This window comes from Natrinema gari JCM 14663, from assembly GCF_000337175.1.
In the GTDB taxonomy this organism is placed as follows: domain Archaea; phylum Halobacteriota; class Halobacteria; order Halobacteriales; family Natrialbaceae; genus Natrinema; species Natrinema gari.
Genome location: NZ_AOIJ01000038.1, coordinates 99,905 through 117,657, shown reverse-complemented (window position 1 = coordinate 117,657; position 17,753 = coordinate 99,905). Strand labels below are relative to the sequence as shown.

Here is a 17,753-nt window from a genome sequence, read left to right as displayed (position 1 = left end):
CTCGCGCCATCAGAGATGTGTATAAGAGACAGGGTAGTGAACGATCCGCTGGCCCACGTCGGGGACGTAGTACTTCGACAGCGGCGCGCTCTCGAGGACCATGTCGTACTCCGTAAGGGCCGGATGAGCGTCGGTCAGGTCAAGCGCCACGTTCAGCGTCTCGAGAGGGTTCATGCCCTCGTTTTTCCACTCGAGAAGGGGTCGCCACGGGAGCGACGTGTACTTCGATTGCTGGAACGGAATGACCTCGACATCGGAGGGTAACTCCGTGTCCGCAGTGACGTAGGTCGTGTAGATCGGGGCGTCGAGTACTCTGGCGGCCTCGATCGCGAACGCCTCGCCGCCGCCGATGCCGGGGAAGCGGTCGTGGAGGATCGCCACGTCGGTCACTGTAACACCTCCCGGAGCTCTCGATCGGGCGACCAGGTGCCGTCGTGGGTATCCTCGTCGCCGGTGGCGCGGGCGGAGAGGAGCGAGACGCTCGCCCGAAACAGCGAGATCTGGCTGTCGAACAGCGCGTACAGCGGTTGGACCGGTCCGAGCGCGTCGCGAGAACCGAGCGCCGTGAACGCGAGGACGCCGGCGGGCGTCGCCAGTCCGAACGGGCCGAGGACGGCCAGCGAGCCGATCGTCGCCACGCCGATTCCCGTCGCGACGAGCCACGGCGAGACGATCATAAACCACCAGTTGAACGGAAGGACGACGCGGCCGTAGGCTCCGTGTCGCCCGAGCGCGTCGCGCTGTCGCCACAAGAGCCGGAGCAGCCCCATCGCACGCCGGTCTTTCTGCTCGCGGCGCTTGCCGAACTCGGAGTGGGCGGCTTCCTTGTAGCGGATGGCCGGATCGAAGACGACGCGGCCCCCGTTGCGCCGGATCTTGAGGGCGAGTTCGCTGTCGTCGGCGATCGAGTCCTCGTCGATCGGGACGATCGCGTCGTGCTCGAACGCCGAGAACGGCCCGTGGAAGATCAGCGTCGAGTCGATATGCGACTCCAAGACCTGAACTATCGTCTGGATGTCGCGGTACCCGCGCTCGACATCGCTCTCTCCGATGACGGCCGCATTGCGCCCCGTTACCGCCGCGACGGACGGATCGGCCAGGTTCGCGGCGGCCTTGCGGAGGGCGTCCGCTGCGATCCGGGAGTCGCAGTCGGTCTTGACGACGACGTCGTTCGCCGCGGCGGCATAGGCCTCGTTCAGCGCGGGTGCCAACCCCCGCCGCTCGTCCTCGCGGATGAGCGTTAGCGTCGGTTCCCGGCGGCCAGCGAAGAACGTCTCGACCAGGTCGGCCGTCCCGTCGTCGCTCGAGTCGACCACGACGATCTCGACCCGATCCATCGGATAGTCGAGTTCGACGAGTTCCTCGAGTTTCGACTCGACGATCGCCGCCTCGTTGTACGTCGGCAGGACGATGCTCACCGAGGGTTCTCGTGGCCAGGTCTCGGCGGGCGTGCCCGACGGCCGCCGGAGATAGTAGACGCCGAGGTAGATCAGATACGGCAAACCGGTCAGCGCGACGAACCCGAACAGGGCCTCAAGGAACCGCTTCATGCGAGTACGCCTCAACGCTCAACGGTCCGCTGCAAAGCCCGTCGGCTTGCATTGTGCACGGTGAGACGTTCGGGACTGTCAACGATCGGGACACGGGCCGTCGCTTGCGGGGCACTCTCCGGGTCCGCGACCGGTAACCGCCGGGCGGACCCCGTGGGATCGGTGGCCTTTTGGCCACGGCTCGACACTTTCAAGTACGCGATAAACGTTCGTGAACCCCGTCACAGTTTCGTGACGCATGCCAGCTTCGATATGCTTTTACCGGCTTAGGGAATACGAACGTGTATGTCTGTGCTAGCCGAGTCCGCCGTCGGGCACGACGAACTCGCCGTGCTCAAACTCCTCGCGCTCGAGGGGGGACTCGAGGGCGACGTCAAGATTTCCTGTTCTCACCTCGCCGACCGCCTCGATGCGTCGAACCAGACCGCTTCGCGACGACTCCAGCGTCTGGAGAGCGCCGGCCTGCTCGAGCGTGATACGGTCAACGACGGCCAGTGGGTCGCCGTCACGGAGACCGGCGAGCGAGCCCTCCACGCCGAATACGAGGACTACCGTCGGATCTTCGAGACGGACTCACACGTCGGACTCGAGGGCACAATCACCAGCGGGATGGGCGAAGGTCGCCACTACATCTCCCTGCCCGGCTACAAGCGCCAGTTCGAGGATCGACTCGGCTACGAGCCGTTCCCCGGCACGCTGAACGTCGACCTCCGCGAGGACAGCGTCCGCCGGCGCAGCGCCATGGCCTCGCTCGAGCCCGTCCCCATCGACGGCTGGGAATCGGACGAGCGGACCTACGGTCCCGCCGTCTGTTACCCCGCGACGATCGAGACGACCGAGGGCGAAGTCTACGAGAACGCCTACACCATCGCCCCCGAACGCACCCACCACGACGACGACCAGCTCGAGGTCATCGCCCCCGACAAGCTGCGCGAGGAACTCGCACTCGAGGACGGCGACCACGTCACCGTCTCGGTGGGTGATCGGGAATGACGGGCCACCACGCCGGCCCACAGTCGAACGCCGACAGCACCAGGGCGGGCTCGAACGCGAGTGCGAACCCGTCGGGACACTCGTTCGAACACGCCCTCGAGTCGTTGCGCGCGGGCGAACCGGTCCTCGTCCACGACGCGGCCGACCGCGAGGGTGAGACGGACCTGATCTACCACGCCGACGCCGTGTCGCCCGCGGCCGTCGCCCGACTGCGCAACGACGCCGGCGGACTGGTCTGCGTCGCGCTCGGTCACGATGTGGCGGAGGCGTTCGACCTCCCGTTCTACTCGGACGCGGTCGACCACCCCGCGACGGCCGACCACGAACTCGGCTACGACGACCGCTCGTCGTTCTCGCTGACGGTCAACCACCGGGACACCTACACCGGGATCACCGACGCCGACCGCTCGACGACGATCCAGGCGCTGGGCGAGGCCGCTGCCGCGCCCGGCGCGATCGACTTCACCGACGAGTTCCGGGTTCCCGGCCACGTGCACCTGCTCAAAGCCGCACCCGACCTGCTCGCCCAGCGCGAGGGCCACACTGAACTCGGGCTGGCGCTTGCGGGCGCGGCCGACCTCCCGCCGGCCGTCGTCGTCTGCGAGATGCTCGACGATGAAACCGGCGCGGCACTGACGCCCGCCGACGCCCGTGCCTACGCGGATCACCATGGGTTCACTTATCTCGAGGGGAGCGACGTTCTCGACCGCTGTCAGTAACGCGCAGCCGCTCGCGGCCGATGAGGACCCGTTCCCTGTTTTTCGGCTCGGACGCATCCGTCGACGTCGCTTCGTCGTAACTGGCGAGCGGAACCGCGAACACTTAGTACGGTGGCTTGCAACACTCCCGATTATGGGATTCGACGAGATGGACGTCGACACGATTTGGATGGACGGCGAGTACGTCGACTGGGACGACGCGGAGATCCACGTGCTCACGCACGGCCTCCACTACGGGTCGGGCGTCTTCGAAGGCGTGCGCTGCTATGACACCGAAAACGGGCCGGCGCTGTTCCGCTGGGAGGAACACCTCGATCGGCTCTACGAGTCCGCGAAACCGTACGACATGGAGATCGAGTTCACGAAAGCGGACCTCACCGAAGCGACGAAAGAACTCATCTCGCGCCAGGAGCTGCCTTCCTGTTACGTTCGACCGATCGCCTACTACGGCTACAACTCGCTCGGCGTCAGTCCCTCGGACTGTCCCACCCGGACCGCCATCGCCGCGTGGCCGTGGGGGGCCTACCTCGGCGAGGACGCACTCGAAAACGGTATCGACGTGATGATCTCCTCGTGGCGGAAACACGCCTCGAGCCAGATTCCGACCAACGCCAAGACCACCGGCCTCTACGTCAACAGCATGCTCGCGGGCGAGGAGGCCCGGCGGAACGGCTACGCGGAAGCGATCGTCCTCAACAAGGAGGGCAACGTCGCCGAAGGTCCCGGGGAGAACGTCTTCCTCGTGCGCGACGACGAGATCTACACGCCCGGCCTGTCGGAGTCGATCCTCGACGGCATCACCCGCGATTCGGTCATCCAGATTGCGGAGGAACTCGGCTACACCGTCCACGACGACGTCTCCATCTCGCGTGGCGAACTCAACACCGCCGACGAACTGTTCTTTACCGGCTCCGCCGCCGAAGTCACGCCGATCCGGAAGGTCGACAACGTCGTCATCGGGAACGGCTCCCGCGGCCCCGTCACCGAAGCGATCCAACAGCGGTTCTTCGATATCGTCGAAGGGGCCCCCGAGGAGTACGACGAGTGGTTCGAGTACGTCGAGATGTGAGAAGCCGGTCCGGAGACCGCGCCTGATCGGCCGCGAAACACGTTCTTCCCCGCTTGCGTTCTTGTGACCAGCGTGGCTGCACGCGTTCGGACAGCGCAAGCGCAGGCGCGTTCGCGAGACTCACCGCGAGCGAACGAGGAAGGCGACGACTGGATCGACGACGTGAGCGGACCGAAACGAAGCGGCGGTACTCAACCCCCGCTCGAGGGGAGCGACGGCATGGCCGCCGTCACAGAGCGCAGCGTGACGTGTCGCTCTTAGTCGTCGACGCGATTCGGCTGGTCAGCTCCGTCCCCACCGTCGGTTCTGGCCTCGTCGACCACATCGATGGAGATACCGGCGTCCATCCCGCGATGATTGGCGTCCCCGAAGCCGGCGCTCAGAACCCGCGTCAGCGCGTCCTCGACGTCCTCGTCGAGTTCGGTGATCCGCTCGGGTTCGACTTCGATGACGTAGCCGGTCGTGATATTCGGCGAGGTCGGTAAGAAAAGCACCACGCGGCCGTCGTCTGCCACCTTGCCGGTCTTGAACGCCGTCATTCGAAGGCCGTCCCAGGTCTCGAGTTTGACCGGTTTCTGCAGCGATTCCTGCTCTCCGAAGGCCGTCTCCGCGGCCATCTTCGAAGCGTTGTAGACGACGCGGATCACCGGTACCCGGTTGGCGACGTTGTCGACGAGTCGTTCGACCAACCCGCCGACGGTCGTCCGCATGAGATAGCCAACTGAGAGCGTGAGGACGATAAAAACGGTTAGCGTGACGATTACTCGAATGAACTGGGCGAGTTGCTGGCGGGTCTGCTGGCCTGACCCCTGAAGGAGCGACTCGAGGTCCTTCGGTTCGAGAATCAGTCCGGGCGTAATGCCGGCGACGAGCCCGTAGAGCCAGTAGACCGCATAGAGCGTAATGAGGATCGGGACCAGGACGATCAATCCGCTCGCGAAATCCCGTTTCCACGAAGCCATGTTCCGCAACTCACACTACTAGCTAATGAGCGCTTCCCTTTGTCACATCCCGCTCGAGGAGCGGGGCGTCGACGGCCGGCGGAACCCCCGTCTCGAGGGCCCACCGCCTCTCACCCCTCGCCGCGATCGGTGTCGATCGCGTCCGAGACGTGGGGAAGACCAAATTTCAAGCCCAGTCACTACGAACCGAGTCGTATGAGCCTCGAGCAGGAACGGGCGGACGACGCGGCCGATCCGCTTGACCCGTTTCGGCAGTTCCTCGCGCTCGAGCGGGACGTGCTCGTCCTCTCGGCGGCGATGTTCGCGTTCAGCCTCGGCTTTCAGATGACCAATCGATATATGGCCGAATATATGTCGGCACTGGGCGCGTCGGCGGTCGTCATCGGCCTGTTCGGCTCGTTCGGCAACGTCGTCAGCGCCGTCTACCCCTATCCGGGCGGGGCGATTTCGGACCGGATCGGATCGCGGTACGCCCTGACCGCGTTCGGCTGCTGCTCGACGGTCGGGTTCGGAATCTGGCTGATCGCGCCTGCCTTCGCGGACGTCTCGGTCGGTCCGACATCGCTGGCGATCGTCGCGATCTTTCTGGGCGTGCTCCTCGCACAGGCCTGGAAGTCGTTCGGACTCGGCGCGACGTTTGCCATCGTCAAGCAAGCGGTGCCGCCCTCGCAACTGGCCGCCGGTTTCGCGAGCACCGAGACGTTCCGCCGGACGGCGTTTCTCGTCGGCCCCCTGTTCGCCGCGGCGCTGTTCTATCCGTTCGGCTCGAGCGACGGCGAGATCGTCACCGCCTTTCAGCTCATCCTGGTCGTCGCGGTCGTCGTCGGCGCGCTCGGCACGGTCGTCCAGCACCTCCTCTACCGGCCCGACGACGATGTCGGCACGGAGTTCGAAGGCGTCGCCCGGCTGCTCGCGGATCTCCGCTCGATGCCGGACGAACTCCGGCCGCTGTTGGTCGGCGATACGCTCGTCCGATTCGCGAACGGAATGGTCTACGTCTTCTTCGTCATCGTCGTGACTCGGGTCCTCGAGGTGGGGCTTACCCTGTCTCTGCCGACGGTCGGCACCGTGACCCTGTCGCCGCAGTCGTACTTCGGACTCCTGTTGAGCATCGAAATGCTTGTCGCCCTTCTGACGATGCTGCCCGCTGCCAAGGCCGCCGAACGGATCGGTCTCAAGCCCGTCGTCGCGCTCGGTTTCGCCGTCTACGCGGTCTTCCCGATCCTGTTGATCAACGCGCCCGACGACGCGGCCGTCCTCGCGGGACTGTTCGCCTTCTCGGGACTGCGGTTCGCCGGGCTGCCGGCGCACAAGGCGCTGATCGTCGGTCCCGCCGAGATGGGGGCCGGTGGCCGGGTCACGGGGGCGTACTACCTCCTGCGGAATCTGCTCGTCATTCCGAGCGCCGCGCTCGGTGGATTGCTGTGGAGCGGCGTCTCGAACCCGGTGACCGGCGGCGAACTGTTCGCCGGCGATCCGACGGTCGCGTTCGGCGTCGCGACCGCGATCGGACTCGTCGGCACCGCCTACTTCCTGGTGTTCGGGACGGAGTTCGAGGCGTACCGGTAGTCACTTGTGACGAGCCGGCTGGCAGTCACCACTCGATGACGACGGAGCCGAAGGCGGCGAGTCCGACGACGCTCCCGATCGTCGCCGCTCCCGCAGCGGTCGATCCGGCGACGCGTCTGGAAAGCCCGACCGTCAGCAACAGTTCCGTGCCGCCGCTCAAGAGGAACGCGACGCCGAGCGCTGGCACCACGAGTGCGACCGTGAGGAGGAGTCGGCCGAGCAACGCGGTGCCGAGCCGCTCGAGAAGCGCTCGAAACACGGACGTGTGTCAGGCCGCCACGATCATAGTAGTGTCCCTCTCGTCCGTGTCGGCTCCGGGCCGTGGGCGATCCATCGAGATGGAACGGCCACAGCGCACCGCGTTGGAATCGGCTCAGAGGAACAGCCGATAGTAGTACGGGCTCACGAACCCCTCGATGACAGCCGCGATCGCCAGCAAAACGGCGACGCCGACGAGGACCCAGAACGCGCGCTCGAGCGCGTCCGCGAGGGCCGGGATCCCGACGTGACCCCGCCACGTCCGCCAGGCGGTGACGCCGACGGAAACCCCGAGCGCGCTGGCGATCAGGATCGCCGGAATCTCGATGACGCCGTGAGGGACGACGAATGCGGCGAGTTCAAGCGGCGCGACCTCGAGCCGGGCGGTGAACCCCAGGGCGACGCCGTTGAACAGCACCGAGACGATCGCCGGGACCGCAAGGGCGATGCCGGCGTAGGCCGTCGTGAGCGCGACCAGCCAGTTGTTGCCGAACAGTTCGATCGCCATCGCTGGCGGGAGCCACCCCTCGAGCCGGGCCGCGATCGACGTCTCGAACCCGCCGGCGACGGAGCCGGCGGTCGCCCAGCCGATCCAGAACCCGAGGACGCCGAGGGCGACGACGAGCGCATGGGTCCCGGGCGTCGTCCGAACGAACGTCGTCAGTTCGGCCCAGCCGCGGCGGAGTCCGGCTCGAAGCTGGCTGCGAAGCGAGCGTGCCGGTGGCTCCGGTGGCCGCAGTCGCTCCCGGTAGTCGCCGTAGACGGCCGTTTTCAACAGGTCTAGCGCCGGAAAGAGGAGCAACACGGAGAGCAGTGACTCGAGCGCGACGATGTCGACCAGCGAGAGCAGGCCGGCGATCGTCGCCAGGCCGACGACCGCCAGGAACGCCACGACGTAGTAGAAGATCGCCGCAACCGGCCGCGCCCGGACGAAGCCGCCGGCATGTCGGACCGCGTCGAAGACGCCCGCATCGTCGACGACGATCGCGACCGGGGCGAACGCGAACAGCGCCCGGACGGCGACGAGGAGGACGATCGCCACCAGACCCGCGAACAGCGCGACCAAAGCGGGGCCCACCTCCGATCCGGTCGCGAGCAACACCGCCCCGGCCAACAGCGCGGCCCCGATGCCGACGGCGACGAGCACGACGACCCAGCAGACCGCCTCGAGCACGAAGAGCCCGAGGAACCGCAGCCAGTATCGCCGGGCTCCCGCGAACCCGGCCACGAGCCCGCGGTCGCTTCGCAACCGTCCGTAACAGGCCGCGAGCTGTCCCGCAGCGACGGCGGCCGACAGCAGTGCGAACAGCACGATGCTTACGACGACCGTCATCGCAGCGAGGGCGAGAAGCGGCGGCGTCAGTATCTGGTCGAACAGCGGCTCGAGGCCGCTGGCCCACGCGTCGAACGCCTCGGGATCGGTCGGCGGTGGGTCCAGATCGGCCACTGCCGTCCGAACCGTGTCCAATCGACCGGTCGTCGCGAGATAGAGGATGGCGATCGCGATCGCGGCGAACGGAACGACGCGCACGATCCCGGTGATCGCGATCCCGAGGACGTACATCGGCAGGAGATCACTCGGGCGGCGACGGAAGACTGCGACGACGGCAGCGACGAAATCGGAAAGCGCCATACGGACCGTTGGGTCCCATATCAGTTAAATGAACGCTTCGTGTTCCCGGCCGAACTCGAGACTGACGCGGCTGGCGGGACTGGGTACCGACGACGCGGCGGGCACACCCCCGCTCGCGGACCGGCCGACCAACCGTTTGGCCTGCGTTACCGCGAATAGGTCTCGAGGTGGTCGATTTGCCCGTCCTTGATGTGGAAGAAGTCCGCGAATTCGAAGAGAACGGTGCCTTCCTCGACCACGCGGCCGCGGACGGCGACGCGATCGCCATCGACAACGATCGACTCGAGAGCGTGGTCCGTGTCCGGGTTCGGCCGCTGGTCGCGCATGAATGCGACGAACGCCTCGCGGTCCTCGAACGTCCGATCGGGACGGCGCTGGACGAACGCGGGCGAGAGCAGCTGTTCGAGGACGGCGTAGTCGTGGCTGTCGAGCGCGTCGTAGTACCGGCGGACGAGGTCGTGGCGGTCGGCGGTCGCGTTCGGGTCCGTGTCCATATCGGGCATTTCGTCGCCACAGATAAAAGCGTCCGACTCCCGGCTCAGGGGTCCGCCGTCCCGTCGGCATCGATTTCGGACAGGTCGTCGGGTGCAGGCGGTTCCACCCGGTCGACGGCGGCAGCGTGGGCGCGCTCGGCGTCGGTCCGGTAGTCGTCACCCGCGGCCTCGTCACCCTGTCCGTAGTGGTCCGCCGCCGTCGCGTACCACTTCGCCGCGTTGCGTCGGTCCGTCGCCTGTTCGTTCGCGCGTTCCGCGGCCCGACGCACCGCATCGTCGTCGGCGTACCGTCTGGCGGCGTCGAAGGCCTCGAGCGCGTCGGTGAGCGGGCCGACCGCATCGTCGAACGCGGCGGCCGCGGTCACCCAGTCCTCGGTCGCGAACGCCTCGCGTCCCCGTTCGTAGTCGTCGAGACCGTCCCGATAGTGCGTGGTCGCGATCCGGTAGCGTTCGACGGCCGCGTCGTCGTCCGAGACGGTCTCGATCGCCTCGCGGATCGCCTCGAGATCCGGCTGTTGGAGCGGGTCCGCGTCCGACCAGACGTACCGGATCGTTCGATCCCCGTCGAGGACGAACACGGACCGCCTGGCGAGGTCCGGATGGCCGCCGAACAGTTCGTCCTCGAGGACGCCGTAGGTCGCGGCGATCGAGCCGTCGCTGTCGGAGACGAGCGGAAAGCCGAGATCGTGCTGGGCCGCGAACGCTCGGTGGCTGAAGGCGGTGTCGGTCGAGACGCCGACGATCGAAACGTCGTTCTGGAGGCCGAACAGATCGAGGTCGCGAAGCGAACAGAGTTCCTCGGTACAGCTCGGGCTGAAGTCCGCCGGGTAGAAGAGCAACAAGACGACGCCGCTGTCGCCGATCAACTCCTCGAACGTGACCTCTCGAACCTCCCCGTCGATGGCCGCGGGACCGTCGAACGTCGGTGCGGTCTCCCCCGTCTCGAGCATGCTACTGGTTCGGAACACGAGCGGCATAGGTGCACCGATCGAACGAGAGCCGCTGTACAGCCGGGAGCCGTCGGCCACGGGCCACGATCCGATTCCGCTCCCGTCGGGAGCGGGCCGGTTCCACGACCCTTTTGGTTCGATGCCGCCTAGCTCCCCGCGTGGAGTGTCACGTCTACTACGAGGGCGACGACGACCCCAAGAAATGCACCGCGCGTCGCCTCGAGAAGTTCGACAAGGCGACCCTGTATCGATCGATGGGGCAGGTACCCTACGGGGTCGTCCTCAATCCCCACGCCGAGCAGGCGCTCTCGCCGGCCGATCTCGAGGCGGGACTGGGGACGCTGGTCGCCCTCGATTGCTCGTGGGAATCCGCCGAGGAGGCGTCGTTTCAAATGCGCGGGGTCCACCGGGCGCTCCCCTTTCTCGTCGCCGCGAACCCCATCAACTACGGCCGCCCGTTCCGGCTGACTACCGTCGAGGCGCTCGCGGGTGCCTGTTGTATCTTCGACGAGCGGGAGCGAGCCGCGGACTTGCTCGAGCCGTTCCGCTGGGGCGAGACCTTCCTGACGCTCAACGAGGAACCGCTGCGACGGTACAGCGAGTGTGCTGACTCGACCGATGTCGTGGCGGTCCAAGAGGAGTATCTGGCCGACGAGGACGCGGCGTAGCGCGGACGGCGGCGTCTCCGCGACCGACCGGCATCGGGACGTCCCGCGGGTCAGGCGGATCACAGCGATTAAATGCACCACGAGCAAAGGGCGAGTATGGCCAGTTTCGACGCAGCTGAGAAACGGATGCTCGAGAAGATGATCTGTATGCGCTGTAACGCTCGCAACTCCAAGCGAGCCACGCGCTGTCGCAAGTGCGGTTACAAGAAGCTTCGCCCTAAGGCGAAGGAAGCGCGCGCCGCGTAATCGGCCGATTCGGCCGGCTCGTTTTCGAGATCGTGTTTCCGTAGTGGCATCCAGGGTCTCGTTGATCGGGTCCGCGAGTGGGTTCAGTCCTCGAGAGGATCCCCGGCACCGACCGCGGCCGGATCGGTGGCCGACGCGACCGTGCGTTCGTTGTTAGCAACCCAGCGCAACAGCAGGGCCGCAAAGAGGTACTTCGCGCCGATGTCGAGAAGCGAGTAGCCCCACGAGGTGAGTCCGACCGAGTCGACGAGAACGAAGCCTTCGACGCCGAGCGCCCACACGATCGGATAGCCGAGCCAAAGGACCACCGTCAGCGCCCGCAGGGTACCGAATATCTCACTCGTGCCGGCAGCCTCGGCGTCCGTCGGCCACTTCGCGAGCAAGGCATAGAGGACGACGACGAAGAACGCGGTACTGACGAGGAAGAACGCCCACCGGAACGCGTACGACGAGGTGGTCAGTGCCGCCGCGAGACCGGTGACACACATCCCGATGTCGGCGGCGATGACGACGAACAGGTCAGCAGTATCGACCTCCGCCAGCCACCCGAGCGCCAACAGGATCAGCGGTGTCGACAGCGTCCACGTGAGATACCGTCCCCACTGGCTGAGCACGTCCTCGCCGGCCAGCGCGTGGCCAGGGGGCATCTCTATCGGACCAACCGTCAGTCCGGAGACCAGGCCCAGGTAACTCGATAGCGACACCAACGGGATCATGAGCGTCGCGCCGACGATCAGCCGCGCCCGATTCGCTCGGACGTTCCGAGCCAGGTACAGAAACAACAGGATCGAGAGTCCCGCCAGTGCGATGTTCACCCACAGCGACGAATGCAACAGCGTGTCGGTCCGGATCTGGGTCGCCACCTCGCTCCGTGTCGTCTGCATCGGACCCAGCGTCCGTGTCACGATCGCGGTCGGTCCGTCGACTCTCATACGTCCCACACACCGGCTGCTCGTGGTAAGTTCGTGACCACATAGTGGTAGATTATGATCGGCTTTTCGCGGTCCCTGCACCCGTTCGGCGTTCGCGGCCGGCGAACACCGACCCGTGCCCGCGACACCGGGTTCGCCCCCGCGCCCTACTCCGGTCTCGAGAGCAGCGGTCCGTCGCGACGGCTCTCGCGATCGATCCGACGACGGGAGAAACGTCGGCTTTCGACCCGGTTACTGGTCGGGGTACTTCGGCTCCCGTTTCTCCGCCCGCTCGAGCGCGGTTTGTACCACGTCACGCACGTCGCCGTGGAAGATGTCGCCGTGACCCGGATACATGTGCTCGACGCCGGCAGGCCGGGCTCGGTCGGCCCCCGACGCCGCGCTCGCATTCGCTTCTTGCGGGCGGTGCCCGTTCGAACGGCTCGAGGGGCCGCGTTCCTCGTGACTCCCGCCGTCGGGCATGCGCTCGAGCAGGTCCCGAATGCTCTCGATGAGTCGCTCGCGGGACTGGCCGGCCCTGTCGGTGCGACCGAAGCTGCCGTAGTCGAAGGCCCCGTCGTCGTGGACGACGACATCGCCGGAGAACAGCGCCGAGTCGGAGACGAACGAGACGTGGTCGTCGGCGTGACCCGGGGTGTAGACGGCCTCGAAGTCCGCGTCGCCGATCCGAACCGTGTCGCCGTCGTCGATCGCGTGGGTGCGAGCCGGGTGGTCGTCGTAGGCGTACACGTCCGGATCGAACGCGTCACGGACGGTCTCGAGGTGGGCGACGTGGTCGGCGTGTTGATGGGTCACGACCACGGCCTCGAGTTCGTCGGTGTGGGTGCGAATCTCGTCGACGATGCCGTCCATCGCCCCGGCGTCGACGAGCGTCGTCCGGTCGCCGACAACGAGAAAGGCATTGCAGGTGAACGTCTCCGCAGCCTCGGTGACGTGGTGGACTTCCATACGGGGACCGTAGAGAGCCGTCGGCAAAAACGGTCCCCTCGGCCGCGGGACGGCGACCTCGTCCCACGCATTATATGGCGGATATTTTATACGGGATCGGCGTCCCCACCGTTCCAGCGGCGCTCCCGAACGCGTTGGCTGGTTGGGGAACAGTAATAAACTGGTAACCGCGGAATTTTTCAATCGGAACACCGTAGGGAATACTGTATGGGATTCGGGAGCTACGACGAATCCGAGCAACAGGAAGTCGACGCTGATTTTGACGACGATGATGCGGTCAAGTCGGGAGAGAACAGCCACGACGGAACCATCGAATTCGAAAACGGTGCGTCGAGCGACGAATTGCTCGACCGTCTCAAGGAGATCAAAGACGAGAGCGACTGACGGATGAAAGCCGGGGTACGGGCGCTGGGCATCGCCGAATCGTACCGCGGCGATCACGATCGACCGCGGAGTACGCTCGCCGGTGCCGTCGTCCGTGCCGATCGGGTCTGTGACGGACTCGCGTACGGCACCTGTCGCGTCGGCGGCACCGACGGAACCGACACCGTCATCGGCCTCATCGACGACCTCGACCGTCCTGACGTCCGGTACGTCCTGCTCGGTGCGATCGCCCCCGCGTGGTACAACGTCCTCTCGCTTTCGCGCATTCGGGAGGCCGTCGACCGGCCGGTCATCGCCGTCACCTTCGAGGCCAGCGACGGCCTCGAGGCCGGCCTCCGAGACGCCTTTTCGGGACCCGAACTCGAGGACCGTCTCGGGACCTACCGAGCGCTGCCGGATCGGCGTGAACTGTCGGTCGACGGCGAGACCGTCTACGTCAGACACGTCGGCCTCGAAGCCGCCGACGCCGACGATGTCGTCCAGGCGTTTACGCCCGCCGGCGGCCGTCCCGAGCCGCTTCGGATCGCGCGGATGGCTGCTCGAGCGGCCGATTCGTACGTTCGAACGGTCGAATGAAACGCTCCGGTCGGTCGACCGAGAGCGGCGTGCGGTCGCCGCTCGGTCACCCACAGTCCGCCGAGCGGGGCCGAAAATGACAGTCGGTCGCTTCCGATCGGCGGTTGCGTCCCGAAAGACGTAGGAGGCGACCGCTTGAGCCATCTGTATGGGCACAATGGAGGACTGCTGTGTCACGGAGTGTACGCGCTGTCCGGCGCTCGTCGACTCGCGCAGCCGGATCGTCAACGGCGTCGGCCCCGAGGACGCCGATCTCTTGTTCGTCGGTGAAGGGCCCGGAGCCAACGAGGACGAGCACGGCGAGCCGTTCGTCGGTCGCAGCGGGTCCGTTCTCGACGACGCCCTCAGGACCGCCGGGCTCGACCGAAGCGATGTCCGTATTACCAACTGCGTTCGCTGTCGGCCCCCGGAGAACCGCGATCCGACAACCGACGAACTCGCGAACTGTCGGGGCTACCTCGAGCGGGAACTCGCCACGGTCGATCCGGACGTGATCGTCACGCTGGGGAAGGTGCCCAGCGAGCACCTGCTCGAGCGATCGGTCGCGGTAACCAAGGAGGCGGGCGATCTCGAGGAAGTCCGGATCGATGGCGCGCCGCGGCGACTCCTGATCTCCGTGCATCCGGCGGCGACGCTGTACGACCGGAGTCAGGCGGAAACCTTCGAGAACGCCTTGCAGCGCGCGGCCGAACTCGCGGGCGTTGCGGACAGCGAGGGCGGCCAGTCGCGCCTCGACGGCTTCTGATCGCGCCTCGCGAAACGAGGTGTGCGGATAGGGCGGGTATGGATCGGGTACTCTCAGTTGCCCGAAAGACAATTCACTTCAACGCGCCCCGTCGAGTACGCGTATGAGCACCGCTTCGTCTCCACAGGCGCAGTCCCTCGCCTCCGTCGTCGTCGTCGACTACGGCCTCGGGAACCTCCGCAGCGTCACGCGCGGTCTCGAGCGGGCGGGTGCCGACGTCGAGATCACCGACGACCCGGACGCATTCGCCACGGCGGATGGCGTTGTTCTCCCGGGCGTCGGCGCGTTCCGCGAGGGTGTCGAGAACGCCGACCCGCTCCGCGAGGACCTCCTCGAGGTGGCCGAGAGCGGGACCCCCCTGTTCGGGATCTGTCTCGGCATGCAGATGCTGCTTACGACCAGCGAAGAGGGCGACACGGACGGCGAGTCGGCCGTCCAGGGACTGGATCTGATCCCCGGAACGAACGTCCGGTTCGCCGAGGGACAGAAGGTCCCGCACATGGGCTGGAACGAGCTTCACGTCCAGCGCGAACACCCGCTTGTGGAGGGTGTAGACGGCAACTACGCCTACTTCGTCCACTCCTACTACGCGGCTCCGGACGACGAGCACGCGACGGTTGCGACGACGGACTACGGGCGTGAGTTCCCGTCGATCGTCGCGAACGAGGCCGGCACCGTCTTCGGGACGCAGTTCCACCCCGAGAAAAGCGGTGAGACGGGACTGCAGATCCTGCGGAACTTCGTCGAGATCTGCGCCGAATCGTAACGCGACGACGGTGACGACAGTCGGTCACCGGGACTCTCCCTCGTTCGTCCGCTCTGCGTTCCGTCGACCGGACCGTTTATTACGACTATCCTACACGTCTCGAATATGGTGTGGTCGGAACGACGGTGTAGTATCGGGTTCGGCGGGCTGCTCTTCGTCGTGTGTGGCTGGACGAGCTGGACCAGCTATCAGTCCACGGTCGACGCTCCTCCGACCATCACTCTCGTCGCCAGCGGGTGGATCGCGCTCGGAGCAACCGCCTTCATGATCGCGGGCCGCCGCGATCGGATCACCGTCGGCGACCGTCGACTCGAGTGGTGGCAGATCCAGGGCCTCGGATTTGCCTGTCTCGGGGCATCCGTACTGACTCCAGCGGCGACCGGAGTACACACATGGCTAAACCCGATCACCTGTGTTCTGCTAGCCGGTGCGTTCGGGGTATACGGTGCATTCCGGCTTCGATCCGAGCCGTCGGCGGACGATCCCGTCGAACTATCAGTGCGGCGGCTGTTGCGGGTTCTTATACAGTCGGTGATCACTGTCCTCGCCGTGCGTGCAGTGCCGTTCTGAGCCGGGGCCGATTCGGACCGTGGTTCCGTGGACGACTCCCGACGTTTCGAACGGAATCCGGACCGAACCGATCGCTGGACACTACAGCAGTTCGCGCACGTCGGAGTACCACATGTCGTGGTAATCGACGTGCCCGACCCGGCGAGCGATCGCGACGGCCAGCGAGTGCCAGCAGCGCTCGGTCGGATCGTCGGCATCCAGGTTGTACTCGCTGTCCTTGCAGGTACAGCCGCCGTCCTCGACGATGTACTCGTCATCGTAGCCGACGACGATCGTAAAATCACGATAGGACTTCACGCGGTTTTCGCCCACCGCTTCGATGGCCCGAACCCCGCGGTCACCGTGGATATCCGTGATCCGGCCGACGATCTCGGGCGTGAGTTCGCCGGCTTCCTCGAGAGTTGCTTGCCATCGCTCGACGGGGTTGGCCTTCGACACACCTGACACTGTGCATCGGACTGTAAAATCGGTTCGGTTGTCCATCGACTCTCCGCGCCGAGTCGGTCGGCCGCTCGAGACCACACCGTTTTTCGCCCGCTACCGACGAGACGAGGTATGCGCGTCACAGAGGGCGGGGTCGAACTCGAGGTCCCCGGCGAACAGACGGAGGGCATCGAGGAAGCGGTCTTCTACAACCCGCGACAGGAACTGAACCGGGATCTAACGATCGCGACGCTGCGGGCCTACCGCGAGCGTGAAGAGCGGGCCACGTCGTATCTGGACGCGATGACCGCAAGCGGCGTCCGCGGGGTCCGAGCCGCCGCCGACGGCTGGGACGTCACCTGCTGTGACGTCGACGAGGAGGCGGTCGATCTCGCGCGGGCGAACCTCGAACGAAACGACTGCGAGGGGCGGGTCGAACACCGCAACGTCACCGCCCTCATGCACGAGGAGCCGTTCGACGTGATCGATCTCGACCCCTACGGGACGCCGATGCCGTTCGCCGACGCCGCGTTCGCGAACTGTCGGGACCTGGTCTGTGTCACCGCGACCGACACCGCACCGATGTGTGGCGCACATTTCAACAGCGGCGTGCGCTCCTACTCCGCGGTACCCCGCAATACCGACTACCACGCCGAGATGGGCGTGCGGACCCTCATTTCGGCGCTGGCCCGCAGCGCGGCCCGGTTCGACGTCGGGATCGAGCCGCTCCTCACCCACGCGACCAGCCACTACGTGCGGACCTACCTCGAGCTGACCCACAAGCCCACGGCGGCCGACGCCGCGATCGACGAGTTAGGCCACCTCTATCACTGTGAAGACTGTCTCTACCGCGAGGCCGATCCCGGACTGATCGCCGACCCGCTCGAGACCTGCCCGCACTGCGGCGGGAATCGGATGCTCACCGCCGGTCCCGTCTGGCTCGGCCACGTACAGGACCCGACGTTCATCGGCACGGTTCGGGACGAAATCCCGTACACGTTCGATACCGCGCCAAAAGCTCGAGAGCTCTGTGACACGCTCGCGGCGGAGCTCGACGAACCGACGCACTACGACCAGCACAAACTCTGTCGGAACTGGGGGCTGCCCGCCAACGCGATGGACGAGTTCCTGGCCGACCTTCGCGATGCGGGCTACGCGGCGTCTCGAGCCCACTACGGGGGGACGACGTTCAAGACGGACGCGAGCGTCGGCGAAATCCGCGCGGCGACCGAAAACAACCTCGACTGATCGCGGTCAGTCTCCGTCGGCGGACGGGTGCCCGCCCCGCGGTCCGGCCA

The 17,753-nt window shown here is 66.3% G+C and carries 22 protein-coding genes and 1 pseudogene; 13 read left to right on the top strand and 10 right to left on the bottom strand.

The window, feature by feature from the left end; all coding sequences use genetic code 11:
* Positions 1-24 precede the first annotated feature (24 nt).
* Both C486_RS05130 and C486_RS05125 read right to left on the bottom strand, forming a co-directional pair.
* Positions 25-390: pseudogene (locus C486_RS05130) on the bottom strand (glycosyltransferase); the annotation flags it as partial.
* A complete protein-coding gene (locus C486_RS05125) occupies positions 387-1,550 on the bottom strand; it encodes a glycosyltransferase (protein ID WP_008453769.1) in 1,164 nt (387 codons plus the stop codon). The gene C486_RS05125 and the pseudogene C486_RS05130, both read right to left, overlap by 4 nt.
* 285 nt (positions 1,551-1,835) lie before the next feature.
* Here C486_RS05125 and C486_RS05120 point away from each other — a divergent pair, with 285 nt between their 5' ends.
* The 4 genes from C486_RS05120 to C486_RS20025 all read left to right on the top strand — a co-directional run bounded on the left by C486_RS05120 (position 1,836) and on the right by C486_RS20025 (position 4,592).
* Positions 1,836-2,543, top strand: a complete 708-nt coding sequence (locus tag C486_RS05120) for a DUF120 domain-containing protein (protein WP_014863834.1) — start codon at positions 1,836-1,838, stop codon at positions 2,541-2,543.
* Positions 2,540-3,262: a 3,4-dihydroxy-2-butanone-4-phosphate synthase gene (gene ribB, locus C486_RS05115; protein ID WP_008453765.1), complete on the top strand. Its 723-nt coding sequence runs from the start codon at positions 2,540-2,542 to the stop codon at positions 3,260-3,262. The genes C486_RS05120 and ribB overlap by 4 nt, the downstream gene beginning before the upstream one ends.
* Positions 3,263-3,395: 133 nt before the next feature.
* Entirely contained in the window at positions 3,396-4,331 is a 936-nt protein-coding gene (locus C486_RS05110) for a branched-chain amino acid transaminase (protein ID WP_008453763.1), read from the top strand.
* A 72-nt stretch (positions 4,332-4,403) separates the two neighbouring features.
* Entirely contained in the window at positions 4,404-4,592 is a 189-nt protein-coding gene (locus tag C486_RS20025) for a hypothetical protein (protein WP_241432465.1), read from the top strand.
* On the opposite strand, the gene C486_RS05105 is transcribed toward C486_RS20025, so the two are convergent.
* On the bottom strand, positions 4,589-5,293 hold the full coding sequence (locus C486_RS05105) for a DUF502 domain-containing protein (protein ID WP_008453760.1): 705 nt from the start codon (positions 5,291-5,293) through the stop codon (positions 4,589-4,591). The genes C486_RS20025 and C486_RS05105 overlap by 4 nt on opposite strands.
* Before the next feature lie 195 nt (positions 5,294-5,488).
* Here C486_RS05105 and C486_RS05100 point away from each other — a divergent pair, with 195 nt between their 5' ends.
* Positions 5,489-6,862: an MFS transporter gene (locus tag C486_RS05100; RefSeq protein WP_008453757.1), complete on the top strand. Its 1,374-nt coding sequence runs from the start codon at positions 5,489-5,491 to the stop codon at positions 6,860-6,862.
* Positions 6,863-6,887: 25 nt separating this feature from the next.
* Here the strand turns inward: C486_RS05100 and C486_RS05095 are convergent, their stop codons facing one another.
* The 4 genes from C486_RS05095 to C486_RS05080 all read right to left on the bottom strand — a co-directional run bounded on the left by C486_RS05095 (position 6,888) and on the right by C486_RS05080 (position 10,197).
* Complete coding sequence (locus C486_RS05095; RefSeq protein ID WP_008453756.1) at positions 6,888-7,121, bottom strand: hypothetical protein; 234 nt, start codon at positions 7,119-7,121, stop codon at positions 6,888-6,890.
* A 114-nt stretch (positions 7,122-7,235) separates the two neighbouring features.
* A complete protein-coding gene (locus C486_RS05090) occupies positions 7,236-8,753 on the bottom strand; it encodes a stage II sporulation protein M (RefSeq protein ID WP_008453754.1) in 1,518 nt (505 codons plus the stop codon).
* Positions 8,754-8,899: 146 nt separating this feature from the next.
* The gene (locus tag C486_RS05085; protein WP_008453752.1) at positions 8,900-9,247 is read right to left on the bottom strand and encodes a nuclear transport factor 2 family protein; all 348 of its coding nucleotides are present in this window, start codon (positions 9,245-9,247) and stop codon (positions 8,900-8,902) included.
* A 44-nt stretch (positions 9,248-9,291) separates the two neighbouring features.
* Entirely contained in the window at positions 9,292-10,197 is a 906-nt protein-coding gene (locus tag C486_RS05080) for a redoxin domain-containing protein (protein ID WP_241432464.1), read from the bottom strand.
* Positions 10,198-10,355: 158 nt separating this feature from the next.
* On the opposite strand from C486_RS05080, the gene C486_RS05075 reads away from it, so the two are divergent.
* On the top strand, positions 10,356-10,865 hold the full coding sequence (locus C486_RS05075; RefSeq protein WP_008453748.1) for a DUF367 family protein: 510 nt from the start codon (positions 10,356-10,358) through the stop codon (positions 10,863-10,865).
* A gap of 96 nt (positions 10,866-10,961) precedes the next feature.
* Positions 10,962-11,111, top strand: a complete 150-nt coding sequence (locus C486_RS05070) for a 50S ribosomal protein L40e (protein WP_006185565.1) — start codon at positions 10,962-10,964, stop codon at positions 11,109-11,111.
* An 83-nt stretch (positions 11,112-11,194) separates the two neighbouring features.
* Here C486_RS05070 and C486_RS05065 read toward each other — a convergent pair whose 3' ends face one another.
* Together C486_RS05065 and C486_RS05060 are read right to left on the bottom strand one after the other, a co-directional pair.
* A complete protein-coding gene (locus C486_RS05065; RefSeq protein WP_083865997.1) occupies positions 11,195-11,995 on the bottom strand; it encodes a bacteriorhodopsin in 801 nt (266 codons plus the stop codon).
* A 279-nt stretch (positions 11,996-12,274) separates the two neighbouring features.
* Positions 12,275-12,991 (bottom strand): MBL fold metallo-hydrolase, encoded by a 717-nt coding sequence (locus C486_RS05060; RefSeq protein WP_008453744.1) that lies wholly within the window; start codon positions 12,989-12,991, stop codon positions 12,275-12,277.
* 207 nt (positions 12,992-13,198) lie between these two features.
* Here C486_RS05060 and C486_RS05055 point away from each other — a divergent pair, with 207 nt between their 5' ends.
* The 5 genes from C486_RS05055 (at position 13,199) to C486_RS05035 (ending at position 16,032) form a co-directional block, all read left to right on the top strand.
* The gene (locus C486_RS05055; protein ID WP_006185562.1) at positions 13,199-13,375 is read left to right on the top strand and encodes a DUF5786 family protein; all 177 of its coding nucleotides are present in this window, start codon (positions 13,199-13,201) and stop codon (positions 13,373-13,375) included.
* 3 nt (positions 13,376-13,378) lie between these two features.
* Positions 13,379-13,951 carry an endonuclease dU gene (locus C486_RS05050; RefSeq protein ID WP_008453740.1) on the top strand — a complete coding sequence of 191 codons (573 nt, stop codon included), beginning with the start codon at positions 13,379-13,381 and terminating at the stop codon, positions 13,949-13,951.
* A 148-nt stretch (positions 13,952-14,099) separates the two neighbouring features.
* Positions 14,100-14,696, top strand: a complete 597-nt coding sequence (locus C486_RS05045; protein WP_008453738.1) for a uracil-DNA glycosylase — start codon at positions 14,100-14,102, stop codon at positions 14,694-14,696.
* 103 nt (positions 14,697-14,799) lie between these two features.
* On the top strand, positions 14,800-15,462 hold the full coding sequence (gene hisH, locus C486_RS05040; protein WP_008453736.1) for an imidazole glycerol phosphate synthase subunit HisH: 663 nt from the start codon (positions 14,800-14,802) through the stop codon (positions 15,460-15,462).
* A gap of 105 nt (positions 15,463-15,567) precedes the next feature.
* Positions 15,568-16,032, top strand: coding sequence for a hypothetical protein (locus tag C486_RS05035; protein ID WP_008453735.1), 465 nt, complete (start codon positions 15,568-15,570; stop codon positions 16,030-16,032).
* Between the two features lie 81 nt (positions 16,033-16,113).
* Here the strand turns inward: C486_RS05035 and C486_RS05030 are convergent, their stop codons facing one another.
* Positions 16,114-16,470, bottom strand: a complete 357-nt coding sequence (locus C486_RS05030) for a hypothetical protein (protein ID WP_008453733.1) — start codon at positions 16,468-16,470, stop codon at positions 16,114-16,116.
* 117 nt (positions 16,471-16,587) lie between these two features.
* Here C486_RS05030 and C486_RS05025 point away from each other — a divergent pair, with 117 nt between their 5' ends.
* Positions 16,588-17,703: a tRNA (guanine(26)-N(2))-dimethyltransferase gene (locus C486_RS05025; RefSeq protein ID WP_008453730.1), complete on the top strand. Its 1,116-nt coding sequence runs from the start codon at positions 16,588-16,590 to the stop codon at positions 17,701-17,703.
* Positions 17,704-17,753: the final 50 nt, after the last annotated feature.

Coding starts and splice junctions, on each gene's coding strand:
- C486_RS05125 (WP_008453769.1), bottom strand. CDS start 1,550: ATGAAGCGGTTCCTTGAGGCCCTGTTCGGGTTCGTCGCGCTGACCGGT.
- C486_RS05120 (WP_014863834.1), top strand. CDS start 1,836: ATGTCTGTGCTAGCCGAGTCCGCCGTCGGGCACGACGAACTCGCCGTG.
- ribB (WP_008453765.1), top strand. CDS start 2,540: ATGACGGGCCACCACGCCGGCCCACAGTCGAACGCCGACAGCACCAGG.
- C486_RS05110 (WP_008453763.1), top strand. CDS start 3,396: ATGGGATTCGACGAGATGGACGTCGACACGATTTGGATGGACGGCGAG.
- C486_RS05105 (WP_008453760.1), bottom strand. CDS start 5,293: ATGGCTTCGTGGAAACGGGATTTCGCGAGCGGATTGATCGTCCTGGTC.
- C486_RS05100 (WP_008453757.1), top strand. CDS start 5,489: ATGAGCCTCGAGCAGGAACGGGCGGACGACGCGGCCGATCCGCTTGAC.
- C486_RS05090 (WP_008453754.1), bottom strand. CDS start 8,753: ATGGCGCTTTCCGATTTCGTCGCTGCCGTCGTCGCAGTCTTCCGTCGC.
- C486_RS05085 (WP_008453752.1), bottom strand. CDS start 9,247: ATGGACACGGACCCGAACGCGACCGCCGACCGCCACGACCTCGTCCGC.
- C486_RS05080 (WP_241432464.1), bottom strand. CDS start 10,197: ATGCTCGAGACGGGGGAGACCGCACCGACGTTCGACGGTCCCGCGGCC.
- C486_RS05070 (WP_006185565.1), top strand. CDS start 10,962: ATGGCCAGTTTCGACGCAGCTGAGAAACGGATGCTCGAGAAGATGATC.
- C486_RS05065 (WP_083865997.1), bottom strand. CDS start 11,995: ATGCAGACGACACGGAGCGAGGTGGCGACCCAGATCCGGACCGACACG.
- C486_RS05060 (WP_008453744.1), bottom strand. CDS start 12,991: ATGGAAGTCCACCACGTCACCGAGGCTGCGGAGACGTTCACCTGCAAT.
- C486_RS05055 (WP_006185562.1), top strand. CDS start 13,199: ATGGGATTCGGGAGCTACGACGAATCCGAGCAACAGGAAGTCGACGCT.
- C486_RS05050 (WP_008453740.1), top strand. CDS start 13,379: ATGAAAGCCGGGGTACGGGCGCTGGGCATCGCCGAATCGTACCGCGGC.
- C486_RS05045 (WP_008453738.1), top strand. CDS start 14,100: ATGGGCACAATGGAGGACTGCTGTGTCACGGAGTGTACGCGCTGTCCG.
- hisH (WP_008453736.1), top strand. CDS start 14,800: ATGAGCACCGCTTCGTCTCCACAGGCGCAGTCCCTCGCCTCCGTCGTC.
- C486_RS05035 (WP_008453735.1), top strand. CDS start 15,568: ATGGTGTGGTCGGAACGACGGTGTAGTATCGGGTTCGGCGGGCTGCTC.
- C486_RS05025 (WP_008453730.1), top strand. CDS start 16,588: ATGCGCGTCACAGAGGGCGGGGTCGAACTCGAGGTCCCCGGCGAACAG.